The organism is Pseudomonas monteilii NBRC 103158 = DSM 14164 (assembly GCF_000730605.1).
Taxonomy (GTDB): Bacteria; Pseudomonadota; Gammaproteobacteria; order Pseudomonadales; family Pseudomonadaceae; genus Aquipseudomonas; species Aquipseudomonas monteilii.
The window spans coordinates 33,048-48,141 of sequence record NZ_BBIS01000048.1 but is presented as its reverse complement, the minus strand read 5'-3'; the positions used below and the strand labels follow the sequence as shown (position 1 = coordinate 48,141).

Here is a 15,094-nt window from a genome sequence, read left to right as displayed (position 1 = left end):
TACATGCCTGAAGTAACCCTCACCACCCTTAATGGCCTCAAGGCCAAGGGTGAAAAAATCACCATGCTGACCTGCTACGACGCGACCTTCGCCAAGGCCGCCAGCCAGGCCGGTGTCGAAGTGTTGCTGGTGGGCGACTCGCTGGGGATGGTCCTGCAGGGCCACGACAGCACCTTGCCGGTCACCACAGCAGACATGGCCTACCACACCGCCTGTGTCAAACGCGGTAATGACGGCGCCCTGATCCTTGCCGACCTGCCATTCATGGCACATGCCACCCCGGAGCTGGCCTTCGCCAACAGCGCCACGCTGATGCAAGCCGGCGCCCACATGATCAAGATCGAAGGCGCTGCCTGGCTGGCAGAAACCATCCGCCTGCTGGCCGAGCGTGGCGTGCCGGTGTGCGCACACATGGGCCTGACCCCGCAGACCGTCAACGTGCTGGGCGGCTACAAGGTGCAGGGCCGCCAGGAGGCCCAGGCCCGGCAGATGCGTGCCGACGCCATCGCCCTGGAGCAGGCCGGTGCCGCCATGCTGCTGCTTGAATGTGTACCCAGCGAACTGGCGGCAGAAATCACCAATGCCGTGGGCATCCCGGTAATCGGCATCGGCGCAGGCAGCGCCACCGATGGCCAGGTGCTGGTGCTGCACGACATGCTCGGCCTGTCACTGAGCGGCCGGGTACCGAAGTTCGTGAAGAACTTCATGGAAGGCCAGCCAGACATTCAAGGTGCCCTTGTCGCCTATGTCGAGGCCGTCAAGCAAGTCAGCTTCCCAGGTAGCGAACACGGGTTCAGTGCATGAATACAGTCAAAACCGTCCGTGAACTGCGTGCAGCCGTTGCCCGCGCCCGCGGTGAAGGCAAACGCATCGGCTTCGTGCCGACCATGGGCAACCTGCACAGCGGCCACGCAGCCTTGGTGACCAAAGCTGCACAGCGCGCCGACTTTGTGGTGGCCAGCATCTTCGTCAACCCGCTTCAGTTCGGCGCCAACGAAGACCTGGACAAATACCCGCGCACCCTGGCCGCCGACCAGGAACGCCTGCTACAAGCCGGCTGCAACCTGCTGTTCGCGCCCACCGTGGAAGAGATGTACCCCGACGGCATGAGCGTGCAAACCCGAGTCAGCGTACCGCAGCTTTCCGAAGGCCTCTGCGGCGCCAGCCGGCCTGGGCATTTCGAAGGCGTGGCCACCGTGGTCAACAAGCTGTTCAACATGGTCCAGCCGGACCTTGCCGTATTCGGTGAAAAGGACTTTCAGCAACTGGCAGTGATCCGTGCCATGGTGCGCGACCTGAACATGCCGGTCCAGATCATCGGCGAGCCCACCGTGCGTGCTGAAGATGGCCTGGCGCTGTCGTCGCGCAATGGTTACCTCACGCCCGAGCAGCGTATTGCAGCGCCCGCGCTGTACCGCACACTGCAGCACATTGCAGCGGGCATCAGCCGTGGCCAACGGGATTTTGCCGCGCTGGTCGCTGAAGGCCAGGCGCAACTGAGCACTGCCGGTTTCCGCCCGGACTACCTGGAAGTGCGTCATGCCGTGAGCCTGCGCCCGGCAATGATCGATGATCGCGACCTGGTTGTGATCGCGGCGGCTTACCTCGGTAACACCCGGTTGATCGACAACCTTTACCTGCACGTCGAAGACAAGACCGCGTAATAGCCTGGGGCTGCTTTGCAGCCCCAAAATCACCCTGCCATACCCATTCCCAGCGCGTGGCCTTTGCCTATAATGATGCCAGCCTGAACCCGGCAATGACTGCCGTGTCCAAGGCATCACCACGCACCAAGGGAACCCCGCGCAATGGCGTATTACCGTACACCCCACGATGTGACGGCCCTGCCCGCCTGGCAGGCGCTTCAGCAACACCGCGACGCCATGCAAGGTTTCAGCATGCGCGAAGCCTTTGCCGCCGATGCCAAACGCTTCGACCAGTTCTCCCTGAGCTGCTGCGGCCTGTTCCTGGACTACTCGAAAAACCTGATCACCGAACAAAGCCGCGACCTGCTGGTCAACCTGGCCAACGAAGTGGGCCTGCAAGACGCCATCAAGTCGATGTTCGGCGGCGAAATCGTCAACGCCTCCGAAGGCCGCCCCGTGCTGCACACTGCGCTGCGCCGGCCAGTGGGCGACAAGCTCAGCGTCAACGGCGTGAACGTCATGCCGGAAGTACACAAGGTGCTCAACCAGATCACCGAACTGGTGGGGCGCATCCACGACGGCCTGTGGCGCGGCTACAGCGAAAAGCCGATCACCGACGTGGTCAACATCGGCATCGGCGGCTCGTTCCTCGGCCCCGAACTGGTGTCCGAAGCACTGCTGCCGTACGCCCAACGCGGCGTGCGCTGCCACTACCTGGCGAACATCGACGGCAGTGAGTTCCACGAGCTGTCGGCCAACCTGCGTGCCGAAACCACCCTGTTCATTGTCTCGTCGAAGTCGTTCAATACCCTCGAGACCCTGAAAAACGCCATGGCCGCGCGTACCTGGTACCTGGCCCAGGGCGGCTCGGAAGCCGAGCTGTACCGCCACTTCATCGCCGTTTCCAGCAACAAGGCTGCCGCCGTGGCCTTTGGTATCCGCGAAGAGAACATCTTCCCGATGTGGGACTGGGTAGGCGGGCGTTACTCGCTGTGGTCGGCCATCGGTCTGCCAATCGCTCTGGCTATCGGCATGGCCAACTTCAAGGAGTTGCTGTCGGGTGCCTACACCATGGACCAGCACTTCCAGACCGCGCCGTTCGACAAGAACATGCCAGTGCTGCTGGCCCTGCTAGGCGTGTGGTACGGCAACTTCTGGGGCGCCAACAGCCATGCGATCCTGCCGTACGATCACTACCTGCGTAACATCACCAAACACCTGCAGCAGCTGGACATGGAGTCCAACGGCAAGAGCGTGCTGCAGGACGGCACCCCGGTGAAAGTTGATACCGGCCCGGTGATCTGGGGCGGCGTCGGCTGTAACGGCCAGCACGCCTACCACCAGTTGCTGCACCAGGGCACCCAGCTGATTCCGGCAGACTTCATCGTGCCGGTGGTGAGCTTCAACCCGGTGGCCGACCATCACCAGTGGCTGTACGCCAACTGCCTGTCGCAGAGCCAGGCGCTGATGCTCGGCAAAACCCGTGAAGAAGCCGAAGCCGAGCTGCGCAGCAAAGGCCTAAATGAAGCGGACATCGAAAAGCTGGCCCCGCACAAGGTGATCCCGGGCAACCGCCCGAGCAACACCTTGGTCGTGGAGCGCATCAGCCCGCGCCGCCTGGGTGCGCTGGTGGCGATGTACGAGCACAAGGTGTTCGTGCAGAGCGTGATCTGGGGTATCAACGCGTTCGACCAGTGGGGCGTAGAGCTGGGCAAAGAGCTGGGCAAAGGCGTATACCAGCGCTTGGTTGGCAGCCTGGAAGACAGCGCCGAAGATGGCTCCACCCAAGGCCTGATCAACTACTTCCGTGGCCGTCACCGCGGTTGATCTAAAGCCTGTAAGGGCCTCTTCGCGGGTTCACCCGCGAAGAGGCCAGCAAGGTTGAACACCTCTCCCAGCTACACTGTCCTATCGAATAGCCGTTGCAGTCCATCGCCCCTTACAAGAGCAGGACCACCCGCCATGTTCGATATCAAGCAGTATCCCAAGGCCCTGGCCGTCAGCCAGTCTGCCGCCCTCACTCCCGACGAATATCGCCGCCTCTACCGCCAGTCGGTCGATGACCCCGATACCTTCTGGGCCGAACAGGCCAAGCGCCTGGACTGGATCAAACCTTGGTCCAGCGTGCAGCAAAGCGACCTGAAAACCGGCAAGGCCCGTTGGTTCGAGGGTGCCCAACTCAATGTCAGCTACAACTGCATCGATCGCCACCTGGCTCAGCGTGGCGAGCAAACTGCCCTGTTGTGGGAAGGCGACGACCCAAAAGACTCAAAAGCCATCACCTACCGCGAGCTGCACCGCCAGGTCTGCCGCCTGGCCAACGCCCTGAAGGCTCGCGGGGTAAAGAAAGGCGACCGGGTATGCATCTACATGCCGATGATCCCCGAGGCCGCCTTCGCCATGCTTGCCTGCACCCGCATAGGCGCCATCCACTCGGTGGTGTTCGGCGGTTTCTCCCCCGATGCCCTGCGTGACCGTATTCTCGATGCCGACTGCCGCACCGTGATCACCGCCGATGAAGGTGTGCGTGGCGGCAAGTGCATCCCGCTGAAACAGAACGTCGACAAGGCCCTTGCCAATTGCCCTGCCGTCAGCAGCGTATTCGTGGTGCGCCGCACCGGTGGCGATGTTGCCTGGGCCGAGGGCCGTGACCTTTGGTACCACGAGGCAACAGAAAATGCCGGCAACGACTGCGTCCCCGAGCCAATGGATGCCGAAGACCCGCTGTTCATCCTCTACACCTCTGGCAGCACCGGCAAACCCAAGGGCGTGCTGCACACCACCGCCGGTTACCTGCTACAGGCGACGATGACCTTCAAGGTGGTGTTCGACTACCGTGACGGCGAGGTGTTCTGGTGCACCGCCGACGTCGGCTGGGTCACCGGCCACAGCTACATCGTCTACGGCCCACTGGCCAATGGCGCGATTTCGCTGATGTTCGAAGGCGTGCCCAACTACCCGGACACCTCACGCTTCTGGCAGGTGGTGGACAAGCATCAGGTGAACATCTTCTACACCGCCCCGACCGCCCTGCGCGCACTGATGCGCGAGGGCTCCGCGCCGCTGCAAAGCACTTCGCGCAAAAGCTTGCGCCTGCTGGGCAGCGTCGGCGAGCCGATCAACCCCGAAGCCTGGGAATGGTATTTCGAGGAAGTCGGGCAAAAGCGCTGCCCCATCGTCGACACCTGGTGGCAGACCGAAACCGGCGGCATCATGCTTACCCCGCTTCCCGGTTCCCAGTCACTCAAGCCCGGCTGCGCGACCCAGCCCATGTTCGGCGTGCAACCGGTACTGCTGGACGAAAAGGGCAAGCTGATCGAAGGCCCCGGCGCCGGCCTGCTGGTGATCAAGGCCAGCTGGCCTGGGCAGATTCGCAGCGTGTATGGCGACCACCAGCGCATGGTGGATACCTACTTCAAGCCCATGCCCGGCTATTACTTCACTGGCGACGGTGCCCGCCGCGATGCCGACGGCGACTACTGGATCACCGGCCGCATCGACGATGTGATCAATGTCTCGGGCCACCGCATCGGCACCGCCGAAGTGGAAAGCGCACTGGTGCTGCATGACAGAGTCGCCGAAGCGGCAGTGGTCGGATACCCCCACGACCTCAAAGGCCAAGGCGTCTACGCCTTTGTCACGCCTATGAATGGCGTGACGGCAGACGACACGCTGAAGGCCGAACTGCTGGCCCTCGTCAGCAAGGAAATCGGCAGTTTTGCCAAGCCCGAGCTGATCCAGTGGGCCCCGGCGCTGCCCAAGACACGCTCAGGCAAGATCATGCGGCGTATACTGCGCAAAATCGCCTGCAACGAGCTGGACAACCTGGGTGACACCTCTACCCTGGCCGACCCCAGCGTAGTCCAAGGCCTGATCGACAAACGCCTCAACCAGTAACCGGCGGCCGCTGCCCATGGCCGCCTTGCACCGCAGGTCGCCATGGAAGCCCTTCGTCGCCGTATCGAAACCCAGGTCATGAGCCTCACCGGGCTGGCCCTCGGCCAGCTCGACCTGGAAACGCCCAAGGGCGACCCCGGCCTGTTCGGCCCCCACAGCATCAGTTGGCAAGTGCATGGCGACTTCCCGAGCATGCTTGTCGGCGGCATCAGTGCACTCATGCTGCAGTTACTGCACCCGCTGGCCCTGGCCGGTGTGTGGGACCACTCCAATTTCCGTGAGGACCTGATCGGCCGCTTGCGTCGTACCAGCCAGTTTATTTCCGGCACTACCTTCGGTTCCACGCGCGATGCCGAATGGCTGATCGACAAAGTGCGCACCATTCACCTGCAGGTCACCGGCACTGCGCCGGATGGCCGCCCTTATGCGGCCAGCGACCCCGACCTGCTGACCTGGGTCCATGTGGCAGAGGTCAGCAGCTTCCTCGCTGCCCACTTGCGCTACCGCAACCCGCAGCTGTCGCGCGCCGAGCAAGATGCCTACTACGCCGAAATCGCCCTGATTGCCGAGCGCCTTGGCGCCCGTGACGTGCCACGTTCGTGCCAGCAGATCGAAGACTACCTGCTGCGCATGCGTGCGCAGTTGCGCTGCGACAGCCGCAGCCACGAGGTAGTCGGGATTCTGCTCGATGCACCGGCCCCCAGCCGCCTGGCACAGCCGGTGGGCAAACTGATGCTGCACGCCGGTATCGACCTGTTGCCGGATTGGGCCCAGACCCTGCTCGGCCTGCAGCACGGGCCTTTGCAGCGGCGCCTGATACGCCTGGGCCTGCGACGCACCGCACCGGTATTGCGCTGGGCCATGCGTGACGGTTCGGCGCACCGGGCCAAACGGCGCATGGGCATCGAATAAGGTCAAATGCTCGCCCCTGCGGAACTGATTTAACGTGCCATACTCCAAGCACTCCTGCTTAGACAGACGAAGCAACACATGTACAAAGGATTGACTCGCGCCGCTGGCGCAATCTTGGCCCTGGTGGCCCTCTACAGCCTGCTCGGCTTTCTCATTCTTCCCGGTGTGGCACTGCGCATCGCCAACCAGCAGTTGGCCCAGTACGCGACGGTGCCGGCCCACCTCGAACGGATCGAACTCAACCCCTTCAGCCTGGAGCTGACATTGTGGGGCATGCAGATCGGCGAGCCCGGCAAGGAACAGGTCGGGTTCGAGCGGCTGTACGCCAACCTCTCGCTCGACAGCCTGTGGACCAAAGCGCTGCACCTGGAAGCCGTCGAGCTCAACAAACCGCGTAACGAGGTGCTGTTTGCCAAGGACGGTAGCCTTAACCTGACCGGCCTGTTCAAGCTGCCCGCCAGCGAAGCCAAACCTGACGAGCCACCCAGCGAGCCGTTTCCGCTGCGCATCGGTAGCATCAAGCTCATCGACGGCTACCTGCATTTCGAGGACTTGCGCCCCAGCGAGCCGATCGAGTTCCTCTACGACAACATGAACCTGGAGCTGAAAAACCTCAGCACCTTGCCCGACGACAGTGCCGACATGACCTTGGTGGCCAACGGCCCCAATGGCGGGCGCATTGATTGGAACGGGACCCTGAGCCTGTCACCGATCGCCTCTGAAGGCACGCTGAAGATCACGGAAGGCAAGATGAAGGCATTCTGGCCGTACGTGCGTGATGCCGTGCCACTGGTGCTGGAAGACGGCGTGGTCAGCCTCGACACGCACTACAAGCTCAACCTCGCCAAACAGACGGAGCTGTTGCTGGAAAACACCTCCGTGCGCATTGCACCGTTCGCCATCAAGGCGCCGGATGGCCGCCCCTTGGCACGCCTGGCCAGCCTGGAGGTGAGCGAAACCTCCGTTGACCTGGTCAAGCAACAGGTCACCGTAGGCAAAATCCGCAGCGAGAAACTCGAAACCTGGGCTGCGCTGGAAAAAGACGGCCAGCTCGATTGGCAAAAGCTGTTTGCCAGCCAGCCTGCCAAAGCCACGCCGAAGGAAAAGGCAGAGCCGGCAGCCGCCGAGCCGACACCTGAGCAGCAAGCCGCCAAAGAGCCGAGCAAGCCTTGGCAAGTGCTGCTCAAGGACGTGCAATTGCGCAACTACCTGGTGCACCTGGCAGACCGCAGCCAGAAAGAACCGGTAGCCTTGGACATTGGCCCGCTCAACGCCGACCTGCAAGGCTTCGACAGCCTCAATCAGTCGCCCTTCACGCTCAAGCTCGATACGGGCGTAGGCAAGCAAGGCAAGCTGCAGGCGGCCGGCCAGGTCAACCTGGCGCCAGTATGGGCCAAGCTGGACGTAAGCACCCGCGATATCGACCTGCGCGTAGCACAGGCCTATATCAGCCCGTTCATCCTGCTTGAACTGCGCAGTGGCATGCTCTCCAGCGACCTCAAGGTCGACCTGAAGAACACCGCACCGCTGGCCTTCAATATCACAGGCAAGGCCCAGGTGAACCAGATGCACACCCTCGACACCATCAAGAGCCGCGACTTCGTCAAATGGCAGCAGGTGAACGTCGATGGCTTGTCTTATGTACACGGCGATGCGTTGTCGATCGACAAGGTAACCCTGCTGCAACCCTATGCACGCTTCATCATCAACGAAGACCGCACCACCAACGTCAACGACCTGCTGATCCCGCAACCGGCTGGCACCCCGGCGAAAAGCCAGGCCAAGCCGGCCGCAGCCAGCAATGACAAGCCGCTGGGTATCCACATCGGCCAGATCGACATCAACGACGGCTCGGCCAACTTCGCCGACCTCTCCCTCACCCCCAACTTCGCCACGGCCATTCAGCAGCTCAATGGCCAGATCGGCACCATCGACAACCGCAAGCCGGTGCCGGCCAAGGTCGACGTGAAGGGCAAGGTCGACCGCTACGCACCGGTCACCATCAAGGGCGCACTCAACCCGTTCAACCCGCTGGCCAGCCTGGATATCGCCACCAGCTTCAAGCGCGTCGAACTGACCACCCTCACGCCCTACTCCGGCAAGTTCGCGGGCTACCGCATTCGCAAAGGCCGGCTCAACCTCGACCTGCACTACCTGATTACCAACGGCCAGCTCAAGGCCGAGAACAAGGTGGTGGTGGAGCAACTGCAACTGGGTGAAAAAGTCGACAGCCCAGACGCAGTCGACCTACCGATCCGCCTTGCGGTGGCGTTGCTGAAAGATACCGAGGGCAAGATTTCGATCGAGCTGCCCGTGTCTGGCGACCTCAACAACCCGCAATTCAGTGTGATGCCGATCGTCTGGCAAACCCTGCGCAACTTGGTACTGCGTGCGGCACAGGCGCCGTTCAAGTTCATTGGCGGGCTGATTACCGGCGGTGGCTCGGAAGACCTGGGCAACGTGGCTTTCGCCCCAGGGTCCAGCGAACTCAGTGGCGACGCCCAGTCGTCTCTGGACAAGCTGGCATCCGCGCTGAAAGAACGCCCGGAACTGCGCCTGGAAATCGAAGGCACCAGCGCCCAGGCCAGCGATGGCCCGCTGATCGCCCAGCAGCGCCTGGAGCGTGAGTACCAGGCCACTTGGTACAAGATCCTGCAGCGCCGGGGCGACAAGGTGCCTGCCAATGCCTCGATGCTGGTGGTGGACGACAGCGACAAATCGGCAATGCTCGAAGGCATTTACCGCACTCGCCTGAAGCAGCAGCCACCTGCCGAATGGGAGCAACTGGGCCGCGACGAACGCACCACCAAGCTACGCGAGGCAGTGATCAAGTCGTGGGCCGAGAGTACCGCCTTGCTGCGCACGCTGGGCCAGGAGCGGGCCAGCAGTATCAAGGATTACCTGGTGGACAAGGGCAAGCTGGAAGATGACAGGGTGTATTTCATCGACACCAGCCTTGGGCAGCCTGAGAGCGATGGGCGGGTGGTGACGCCGATGCATCTGGATGCTGAATAATCTCTAAAAGCAGGCCCGGCCTCTTCGCGGGCTCACCCGCGAAGAGGCCGGAACAGTCTTCACACCAACCGCTGCCCCGACACTGCTGGGTGATACAGCGGCTGCACCTTGTTTCCCGCCGGGTCCAGCAGATGGAAGCTGCGCGCCCCGTCACCGTGGTTGAATGGCCGGTCCAGCAGCGTCACACCGTGGGCCTTGAAGTACTGGTACCACGCCTCCAGCTCTTCCACACTGTCCACAATGAACCCGTAATGGTCCAGGGTCTGCAGCCCGTTGGCCGCCCCAGCCCCACGCCCCAGCGAAAGGTTGTCGTTGCCACAGGTGAGGTACACCAGGTCTTCGTTGGCACGGTTCAACACCTCCATACCCAGCACATCGACATAAAAGCGTTCGCACTCTTCCAGGTTGGGTACCAGCAAGGCGATATGGCGCAAGCCATTCAGGCGGCCGGGGCGTGCAGGCAATTCGGACATTAGCGAGACTCCGTTTTTGTATACAATTCATTAATGAATTTAAAACAAAAGGAGCGCCTTGTGTATAGCCTGTTTATCAAGACCCGTGTGAAGCCCGGTTGCGCCGAGGATTTCCTGACGGCGATCAAGGTCAATGCCGCGGCTTCTGTCACCCACGAGCCAGGCTGCCTGGTATTCGATGTGTCGCAGGACCGACTCGATCCGGAGGTAATCTACCTGTACGAAATCTACCGCGATGATGCAGCGTATGAAGCGCATACCCAGACCGCGCACTTTCGCGACAGTCGGCCACTGGTGGAGCCGCTGATCGTCGAGCAGCAATGCTTCGAAAGCGATGTAATCGCCCTCAACCCGGGCTACTGAGCGCAAAAGCAAAGCCCCGGCACAGGCCGGGGCTTCGGTAGAGGTGGCCAAATCCGTTTGGCCGACGGGACATCCCTTATTCGGACTTCAGGCCATCAGCCGATACAGCCTGGACGCCTTTGATCTTCTTGGCGATGGCGACTGCCATCTCTTTCTGTGCATCGGTAATGGCCACGTCGGACGACAGCGACACGACACCTTTATTGGTCTCGACTTTGATGTCACTGCCTGGCACGCCTTTCTCGGTCATCAGGTCAGCCTTGACCTTGGTGGTGATCCAGGTATCGGAGGTAGCTTCCTTGGCTTTGGTCACCTCACCGGCCGCCAGCGTCATGGGGGCCTGGGTGGACTGTTGGGCGAATGCCGCGTTAGCCATGGTCAGGGTCAGAGCGGTAGCAGTAGCGGCAGCAATGGCGAACTTCTTCATGTGGGTCACTCCTGTTTATCGAAAGGTCTGCGCCGTATGTCCTGGCGGCAGGTATGAAGGTAGTTGCATGTGTTGTGCCAGCTTTTCCGCCTCAACTTAACCCTTTTAAATCAATAAGTTAGAAAAATACATCACTTCCGGCGTCGTGCATTTTGCAACCTGCACGGTAAACCTGCTTGCAAGATGCAAGTCCGCAAAAGGTTCCCGCAGCCCATAAAAAAAGGGCCCCGAAGGGCCCTTTTCCTGTTGCGTGGCAGTCGCTTAGACGCCCGAGGCCTTGGCCGCGGCAACGTCCTTGATCGACAGCTTGATACGGCCGCGGTTGTCCACGTCCAGTACCAGTACTTCAACTTCCTGGCCTTCTTTCAGGATGTCGGTGACTTTCTCGACGCGAGCATCGCTCAGCATGGAGATGTGCACCAGGCCGTCCTTGCCAGGCAGGATGTTGACGAAGGCGCCGAAGTCGACGATGCGCTCAACCTTGCCGACGTAGATCTTGCCGATTTCGGCCTCGGCGGTGATGCCCAGGATGCGCTGCTTGGCAGCATCTGCAGCTTCCTTGGTTTCGCCGAAGATCTTGATCGAGCCATCGTCTTCGATATCGATCGAAGCCTTGGTCTCTTCGCAGATGGCGCGAATGGTGGCGCCGCCTTTACCGATGACGTCACGGATTTTGTCGGTGTCAATTTTCATCGCGATCATGGTCGGGGCGTTGGCCGACAGCTCGGTACGCGACTGGCCAATGATCTGGTTCATCTGGCCGAGGATGTTCAGGCGCGCTTCCAGGGCCTGGCCCAGGGCGATTTCCATGATCTCTTCGGTGATGCCGTTGATCTTGATGTCCATCTGCAGCGCAGTAACGCCTTTGGCGGTACCGGCTACCTTGAAGTCCATGTCGCCCAGGTGGTCTTCGTCACCGAGGATGTCGGTCAGGACCGCGAACTTGTCGCCTTCCTTGACCAGGCCCATGGCGATGCCGGCAACTGGCGCCTTCATCGGCACACCAGCGTCCATCAGGGCCAGGGAAGCACCGCAGACCGAAGCCATGGAGCTGGAACCGTTGGATTCGGTGATTTCCGAAACCACGCGGATGGTGTACGGGAACACGTCGGCGGCCGGCAGCATGGCCTGGACCGAACGACGGGCCAGACGGCCGTGGCCGATTTCGCGACGGCCAGCACCGCCCATGCGGCCACACTCACCTACCGAGAACGGTGGGAAGTTGTAGTGCAGCATGAAGGGGTCTTTCTTCTCGCCTTCGAGGGTGTCCAGCAGCTGGGCGTCACGGGCAGTACCCAGGGTCGCAACGACCAGAGCCTGGGTTTCGCCACGGGTGAACAATGCCGAACCGTGAGTTTTCGGCAACACGCCTACTTCGATGTTCAGCGGGCGAACAGTCTTGGTGTCGCGGCCGTCGATACGTGGCTTGCCGTTTACGATGTTTTCGCGAACGGTGCGGTATTCGATTTCGCCGAAGATTTCTTTTACTTCGGAGGCCGAAGGCTGGCCTTCTTCACCCGAGAACTTGGCAACGGCCTGGTCACGCAGCTCGCCCAGGCGCGCGTAGCGGTCAGCCTTGACGGTGATGGTGTAGCCCTGCGAAACCGCTTCGCCGAACTCGGCGCGGATGGCGTTGAACAGCTCGGTGTTGGCAACGGCTGGTTTCCAGTCCCAGGTCGGCTTGCCAGCTTCGGCAGCCAGTTCCTTGACAGCCTGGATAACGGCCTGGAATTCGTCGTGGGCGAACAGTACGGCACCCAGCATCTGGTCTTCGGTCAGCTCTTGAGCTTCCGATTCAACCATCAGTACGGCATCGGAAGTACCGGCTACGACCATGTCCAGGCTCGAAGCAGCCAGTTGCTCGTAAGTCGGGTTCAGCAGGTAGCCGGTGCTTTCGTGGAAGGCAACGCGAGCGGCGCCGATCGGGCCTTCGAACGGAATGCCGGAGATGGCCAGGGCAGCCGAGGTACCGATCATCGCGGCGATGTCCGGATCGGTCTTCTTGCTGGTGGAAACCACGGTGCAGACGACCTGCACTTCGTTCATGAAGCCTTCCGGGAACAGCGGACGGATCGGACGGTCGATCAGGCGCGAGGTCAGGGTCTCTTTCTCGGAAGGACGGCCTTCACGCTTGAAGAAGCCACCCGGGATCTTGCCGGCGGCGTAGGTCTTTTCCTGGTAGTGAACCGACAGCGGGAAGAAGCCCTTGCCTGGATCAGCCTGTTTGGCGCCTACCACAGTCACCAGCACGGTGACGTCGTTGTCGACGGTAACCAGCACAGCGCCGGTTGCCTGACGGGCAATACGGCCCGTTTCGAGAGTAACGGTCGATTGACCGAACTGGAAAGTCTTGATTACCGGGTTCACGGTTTCCTACCTTTTTCAGTGGCTCTTGGGGGAACTGGTTTCTTGCGAATTCTTGGGCAGAACGGGGAATCGGCCCCATTGACCGTCCAGATACAACACGAGGCTGGGAGCCTGGCACCAAGCGGAAAAACCGCTCAGCATTGCCAGGCTGCCAACCTCGGAGATACGCGTGGCGTGTCCAACGGCAGCACTGCAAAACAACCCTGCCGAAGCCTGCGACACGCCATGCACACCACTGACCAGGCCGCTATTAGCGACGCAGGCCCAGGCGACCGATCAGGGCGCTGTAACGAGTGGTGTCTTTGCCCTTCAGGTAGTCCAGCAGCTTACGACGCTGGTTAACCATACGGATCAGACCACGACGGGAGTGGTGGTCTTTATCGTTGGCCTTGAAGTGGCCTTGCAGCTTGTTGATGTTGGCGGTCAGCAGAGCAACCTGCACTTCCGGGCTACCGGTATCGCCGGCGGCTTGCTGGTATTCGGCAACGATCTGAGCTTTTTCTTCAACGCTGAGGGCCATTTGGCTTCTCCTGATAACGGATCCCGCAAGCGGGGTCCAATAGGCCAGGGACAAATCCCTGTATTAATAAAAAAGGTGTGACCGTGCCTACTGACAGCCACCCTTGATACCGTGGGGTTCGGCTACTGCCTGGCCCCCCCGGTTTCGGTCATTCCGACCGAATCAGCCGACGCGGCGCAATGCGCCCGTCTTCGCTCACTTCACCGATACCGATGAAGCGCGCATTGTGATCCTGTACCCGGACCATGCCAAATTGTGGCGCGTCCGGTGCGCGTACCGCCTGCCCATGCAGCCAGTAGAACGCACTGTGTTCGGACAGGCACACCAAAGGCCAGTCCTGCAGGCCGCTGTCCGATGGCATCAGGAAGCGATCGAGCGCTTCGTTGCCACCTTCGGCGTGGGCCTGTTCGAGTTCCTCAAGGGTGACCGTCTGTGCCAGCGCGAAAGGCCCGGCCTGGGTCCTGCGCAGCTCGGCGACATAGGCGCCACAGCCAAGGGCCTCGCCAATATCCTCCACCAGGGTACGGATATAGGTGCCTTTGCTGCATCCTACGCTCAACCGTGCACGGGTGCCTTCGCACTCGAGCAACTCCAAGCGGTTAATAGTAACAGAACGCGCCTCGCGCTCCACTACCTCTCCTGCACGAGCCAGCTTATACAGTGGCTGGCCGTCACGCTTGAGCGCCGAGTACATCGGCGGTATCTGGCTGATCTGGCCACGAAAACGCGGCAACAGCGCCTCGATGTCGGCGCGACCAACGGTCACGTCGCGGGTCTGCAGTACCTCACCTTCGGCATCGCCGGTGTTGGTAGTCTGCCCCATCTGCATGACGGTTTCGTAGCCCTTGTCGGAATCGAGCAGGTACTGCGAAAACTTGGTCGCTTCACCGAAGCACAGCGGCAGCACGCCGGTTGCCAGCGGGTCGAGGCTACCGGTGTGCCCGGCCTTTTCCGCATTGAGCAGCCAGCGCACCTTTTGCAGGGCGGCATTGGAGGTGAAACCCAGCGGCTTGTCGAGCAGGATGATGCCGCTGACGTTGCGGCGGATACGTTTGACCTGGGCCACCGCTTACTCCTTGGTGTCCGGCTCGTCGGCTTCCTTGTGCGCGCGGTCTTCGGCCACTGCACGTTCGATCAGCGCCGACAGGTGGACACCGCGGCTGACGCTTTCATCGAAGTGGAAGTGCAGTTGCGGCACGCTGCGCAGCTGCATCGAGCGGCCCAGGTGCAAACGCAGGAAGCTGGCAGCGCTGTTCAACGCCTTCAGCGACTGCTGCACGGCATCTGGCGTTTCCTCGCCCATGACGGTGATGAACACCTTGGCATGGCCCAGGTCACGGCTGACGTCCACGGCGGTGATGGTCACCAGGCCAACACGCGGGTCTTTGACTTCGCGACGGATCAGCTCGGCCAGCTCACGCTGCATCTGATCGCCAATACGTTGGGTACGGCTATATTCTTTGGCCATTCTTGT

At 61.4% G+C, this 15,094-nt stretch carries 13 protein-coding genes; 7 read left to right on the top strand and 6 right to left on the bottom strand.

Going from position 1 to position 15,094, the window contains the following annotated elements; genetic code table 11:
* Window positions 1-3: 3 nt before the first annotated feature.
* The 6 genes from panB to PM2_RS22965 all read left to right on the top strand — a co-directional run bounded on the left by panB (window position 4) and on the right by PM2_RS22965 (window position 9,470).
* Window positions 4-804, top strand: coding sequence for a 3-methyl-2-oxobutanoate hydroxymethyltransferase (gene panB, locus PM2_RS22990; protein WP_019098148.1), 801 nt, complete (start codon window positions 4-6; stop codon window positions 802-804).
* On the top strand, window positions 801-1,664 hold the full coding sequence (panC, locus tag PM2_RS22985) for a pantoate--beta-alanine ligase (RefSeq protein WP_016712074.1): 864 nt from the start codon (window positions 801-803) through the stop codon (window positions 1,662-1,664). Before panB ends, panC begins: the two co-directional genes overlap by 4 nt.
* 144 nt (window positions 1,665-1,808) lie before the next feature.
* The gene (pgi, locus tag PM2_RS22980) at window positions 1,809-3,473 is read left to right on the top strand and encodes a glucose-6-phosphate isomerase (protein WP_016712075.1); all 1,665 of its coding nucleotides are present in this window, start codon (window positions 1,809-1,811) and stop codon (window positions 3,471-3,473) included.
* A gap of 135 nt (window positions 3,474-3,608) precedes the next feature.
* Window positions 3,609-5,543, top strand: a complete 1,935-nt coding sequence (gene acs, locus PM2_RS22975; protein WP_028699676.1) for an acetate--CoA ligase — start codon at window positions 3,609-3,611, stop codon at window positions 5,541-5,543.
* A gap of 42 nt (window positions 5,544-5,585) precedes the next feature.
* Entirely contained in the window at window positions 5,586-6,455 is an 870-nt protein-coding gene (locus PM2_RS22970) for an oxygenase MpaB family protein (protein WP_028699675.1), read from the top strand.
* A 78-nt stretch (window positions 6,456-6,533) separates the two neighbouring features.
* Window positions 6,534-9,470 carry a DUF748 domain-containing protein gene (locus PM2_RS22965; protein ID WP_016712078.1) on the top strand — a complete coding sequence of 979 codons (2,937 nt, stop codon included), beginning with the start codon at window positions 6,534-6,536 and terminating at the stop codon, window positions 9,468-9,470.
* A gap of 59 nt (window positions 9,471-9,529) precedes the next feature.
* Here PM2_RS22965 and PM2_RS22960 read toward each other — a convergent pair whose 3' ends face one another.
* The gene (locus PM2_RS22960) at window positions 9,530-9,943 is read right to left on the bottom strand and encodes a VOC family protein (protein WP_010955354.1); all 414 of its coding nucleotides are present in this window, start codon (window positions 9,941-9,943) and stop codon (window positions 9,530-9,532) included.
* 60 nt (window positions 9,944-10,003) lie between these two features.
* On the opposite strand from PM2_RS22960, the gene PM2_RS22955 reads away from it, so the two are divergent.
* Complete coding sequence (locus PM2_RS22955) at window positions 10,004-10,306, top strand: heme-binding protein (protein ID WP_028699674.1); 303 nt, start codon at window positions 10,004-10,006, stop codon at window positions 10,304-10,306.
* Window positions 10,307-10,382: 76 nt separating this feature from the next.
* Here PM2_RS22955 and PM2_RS22950 read toward each other — a convergent pair whose 3' ends face one another.
* From PM2_RS22950 to rbfA, 5 genes are all read right to left on the bottom strand, one after another.
* Window positions 10,383-10,733, bottom strand: a complete 351-nt coding sequence (locus PM2_RS22950) for a BON domain-containing protein (RefSeq protein WP_016712080.1) — start codon at window positions 10,731-10,733, stop codon at window positions 10,383-10,385.
* 261 nt (window positions 10,734-10,994) lie between these two features.
* Window positions 10,995-13,100, bottom strand: a complete 2,106-nt coding sequence (gene pnp, locus PM2_RS22945; protein ID WP_003249974.1) for a polyribonucleotide nucleotidyltransferase — start codon at window positions 13,098-13,100, stop codon at window positions 10,995-10,997.
* Between the two features lie 250 nt (window positions 13,101-13,350).
* Complete coding sequence (rpsO, locus tag PM2_RS22940) at window positions 13,351-13,620, bottom strand: 30S ribosomal protein S15 (protein WP_003249971.1); 270 nt, start codon at window positions 13,618-13,620, stop codon at window positions 13,351-13,353.
* 148 nt (window positions 13,621-13,768) lie between these two features.
* Window positions 13,769-14,686 (bottom strand): tRNA pseudouridine(55) synthase TruB, encoded by a 918-nt coding sequence (gene truB / locus PM2_RS22935; RefSeq protein ID WP_016712081.1) that lies wholly within the window; start codon window positions 14,684-14,686, stop codon window positions 13,769-13,771.
* A gap of 3 nt (window positions 14,687-14,689) precedes the next feature.
* Window positions 14,690-15,088: a 30S ribosome-binding factor RbfA gene (gene rbfA / locus PM2_RS22930; protein ID WP_028699673.1), complete on the bottom strand. Its 399-nt coding sequence runs from the start codon at window positions 15,086-15,088 to the stop codon at window positions 14,690-14,692.
* Window positions 15,089-15,094 lie beyond the last annotated feature (6 nt).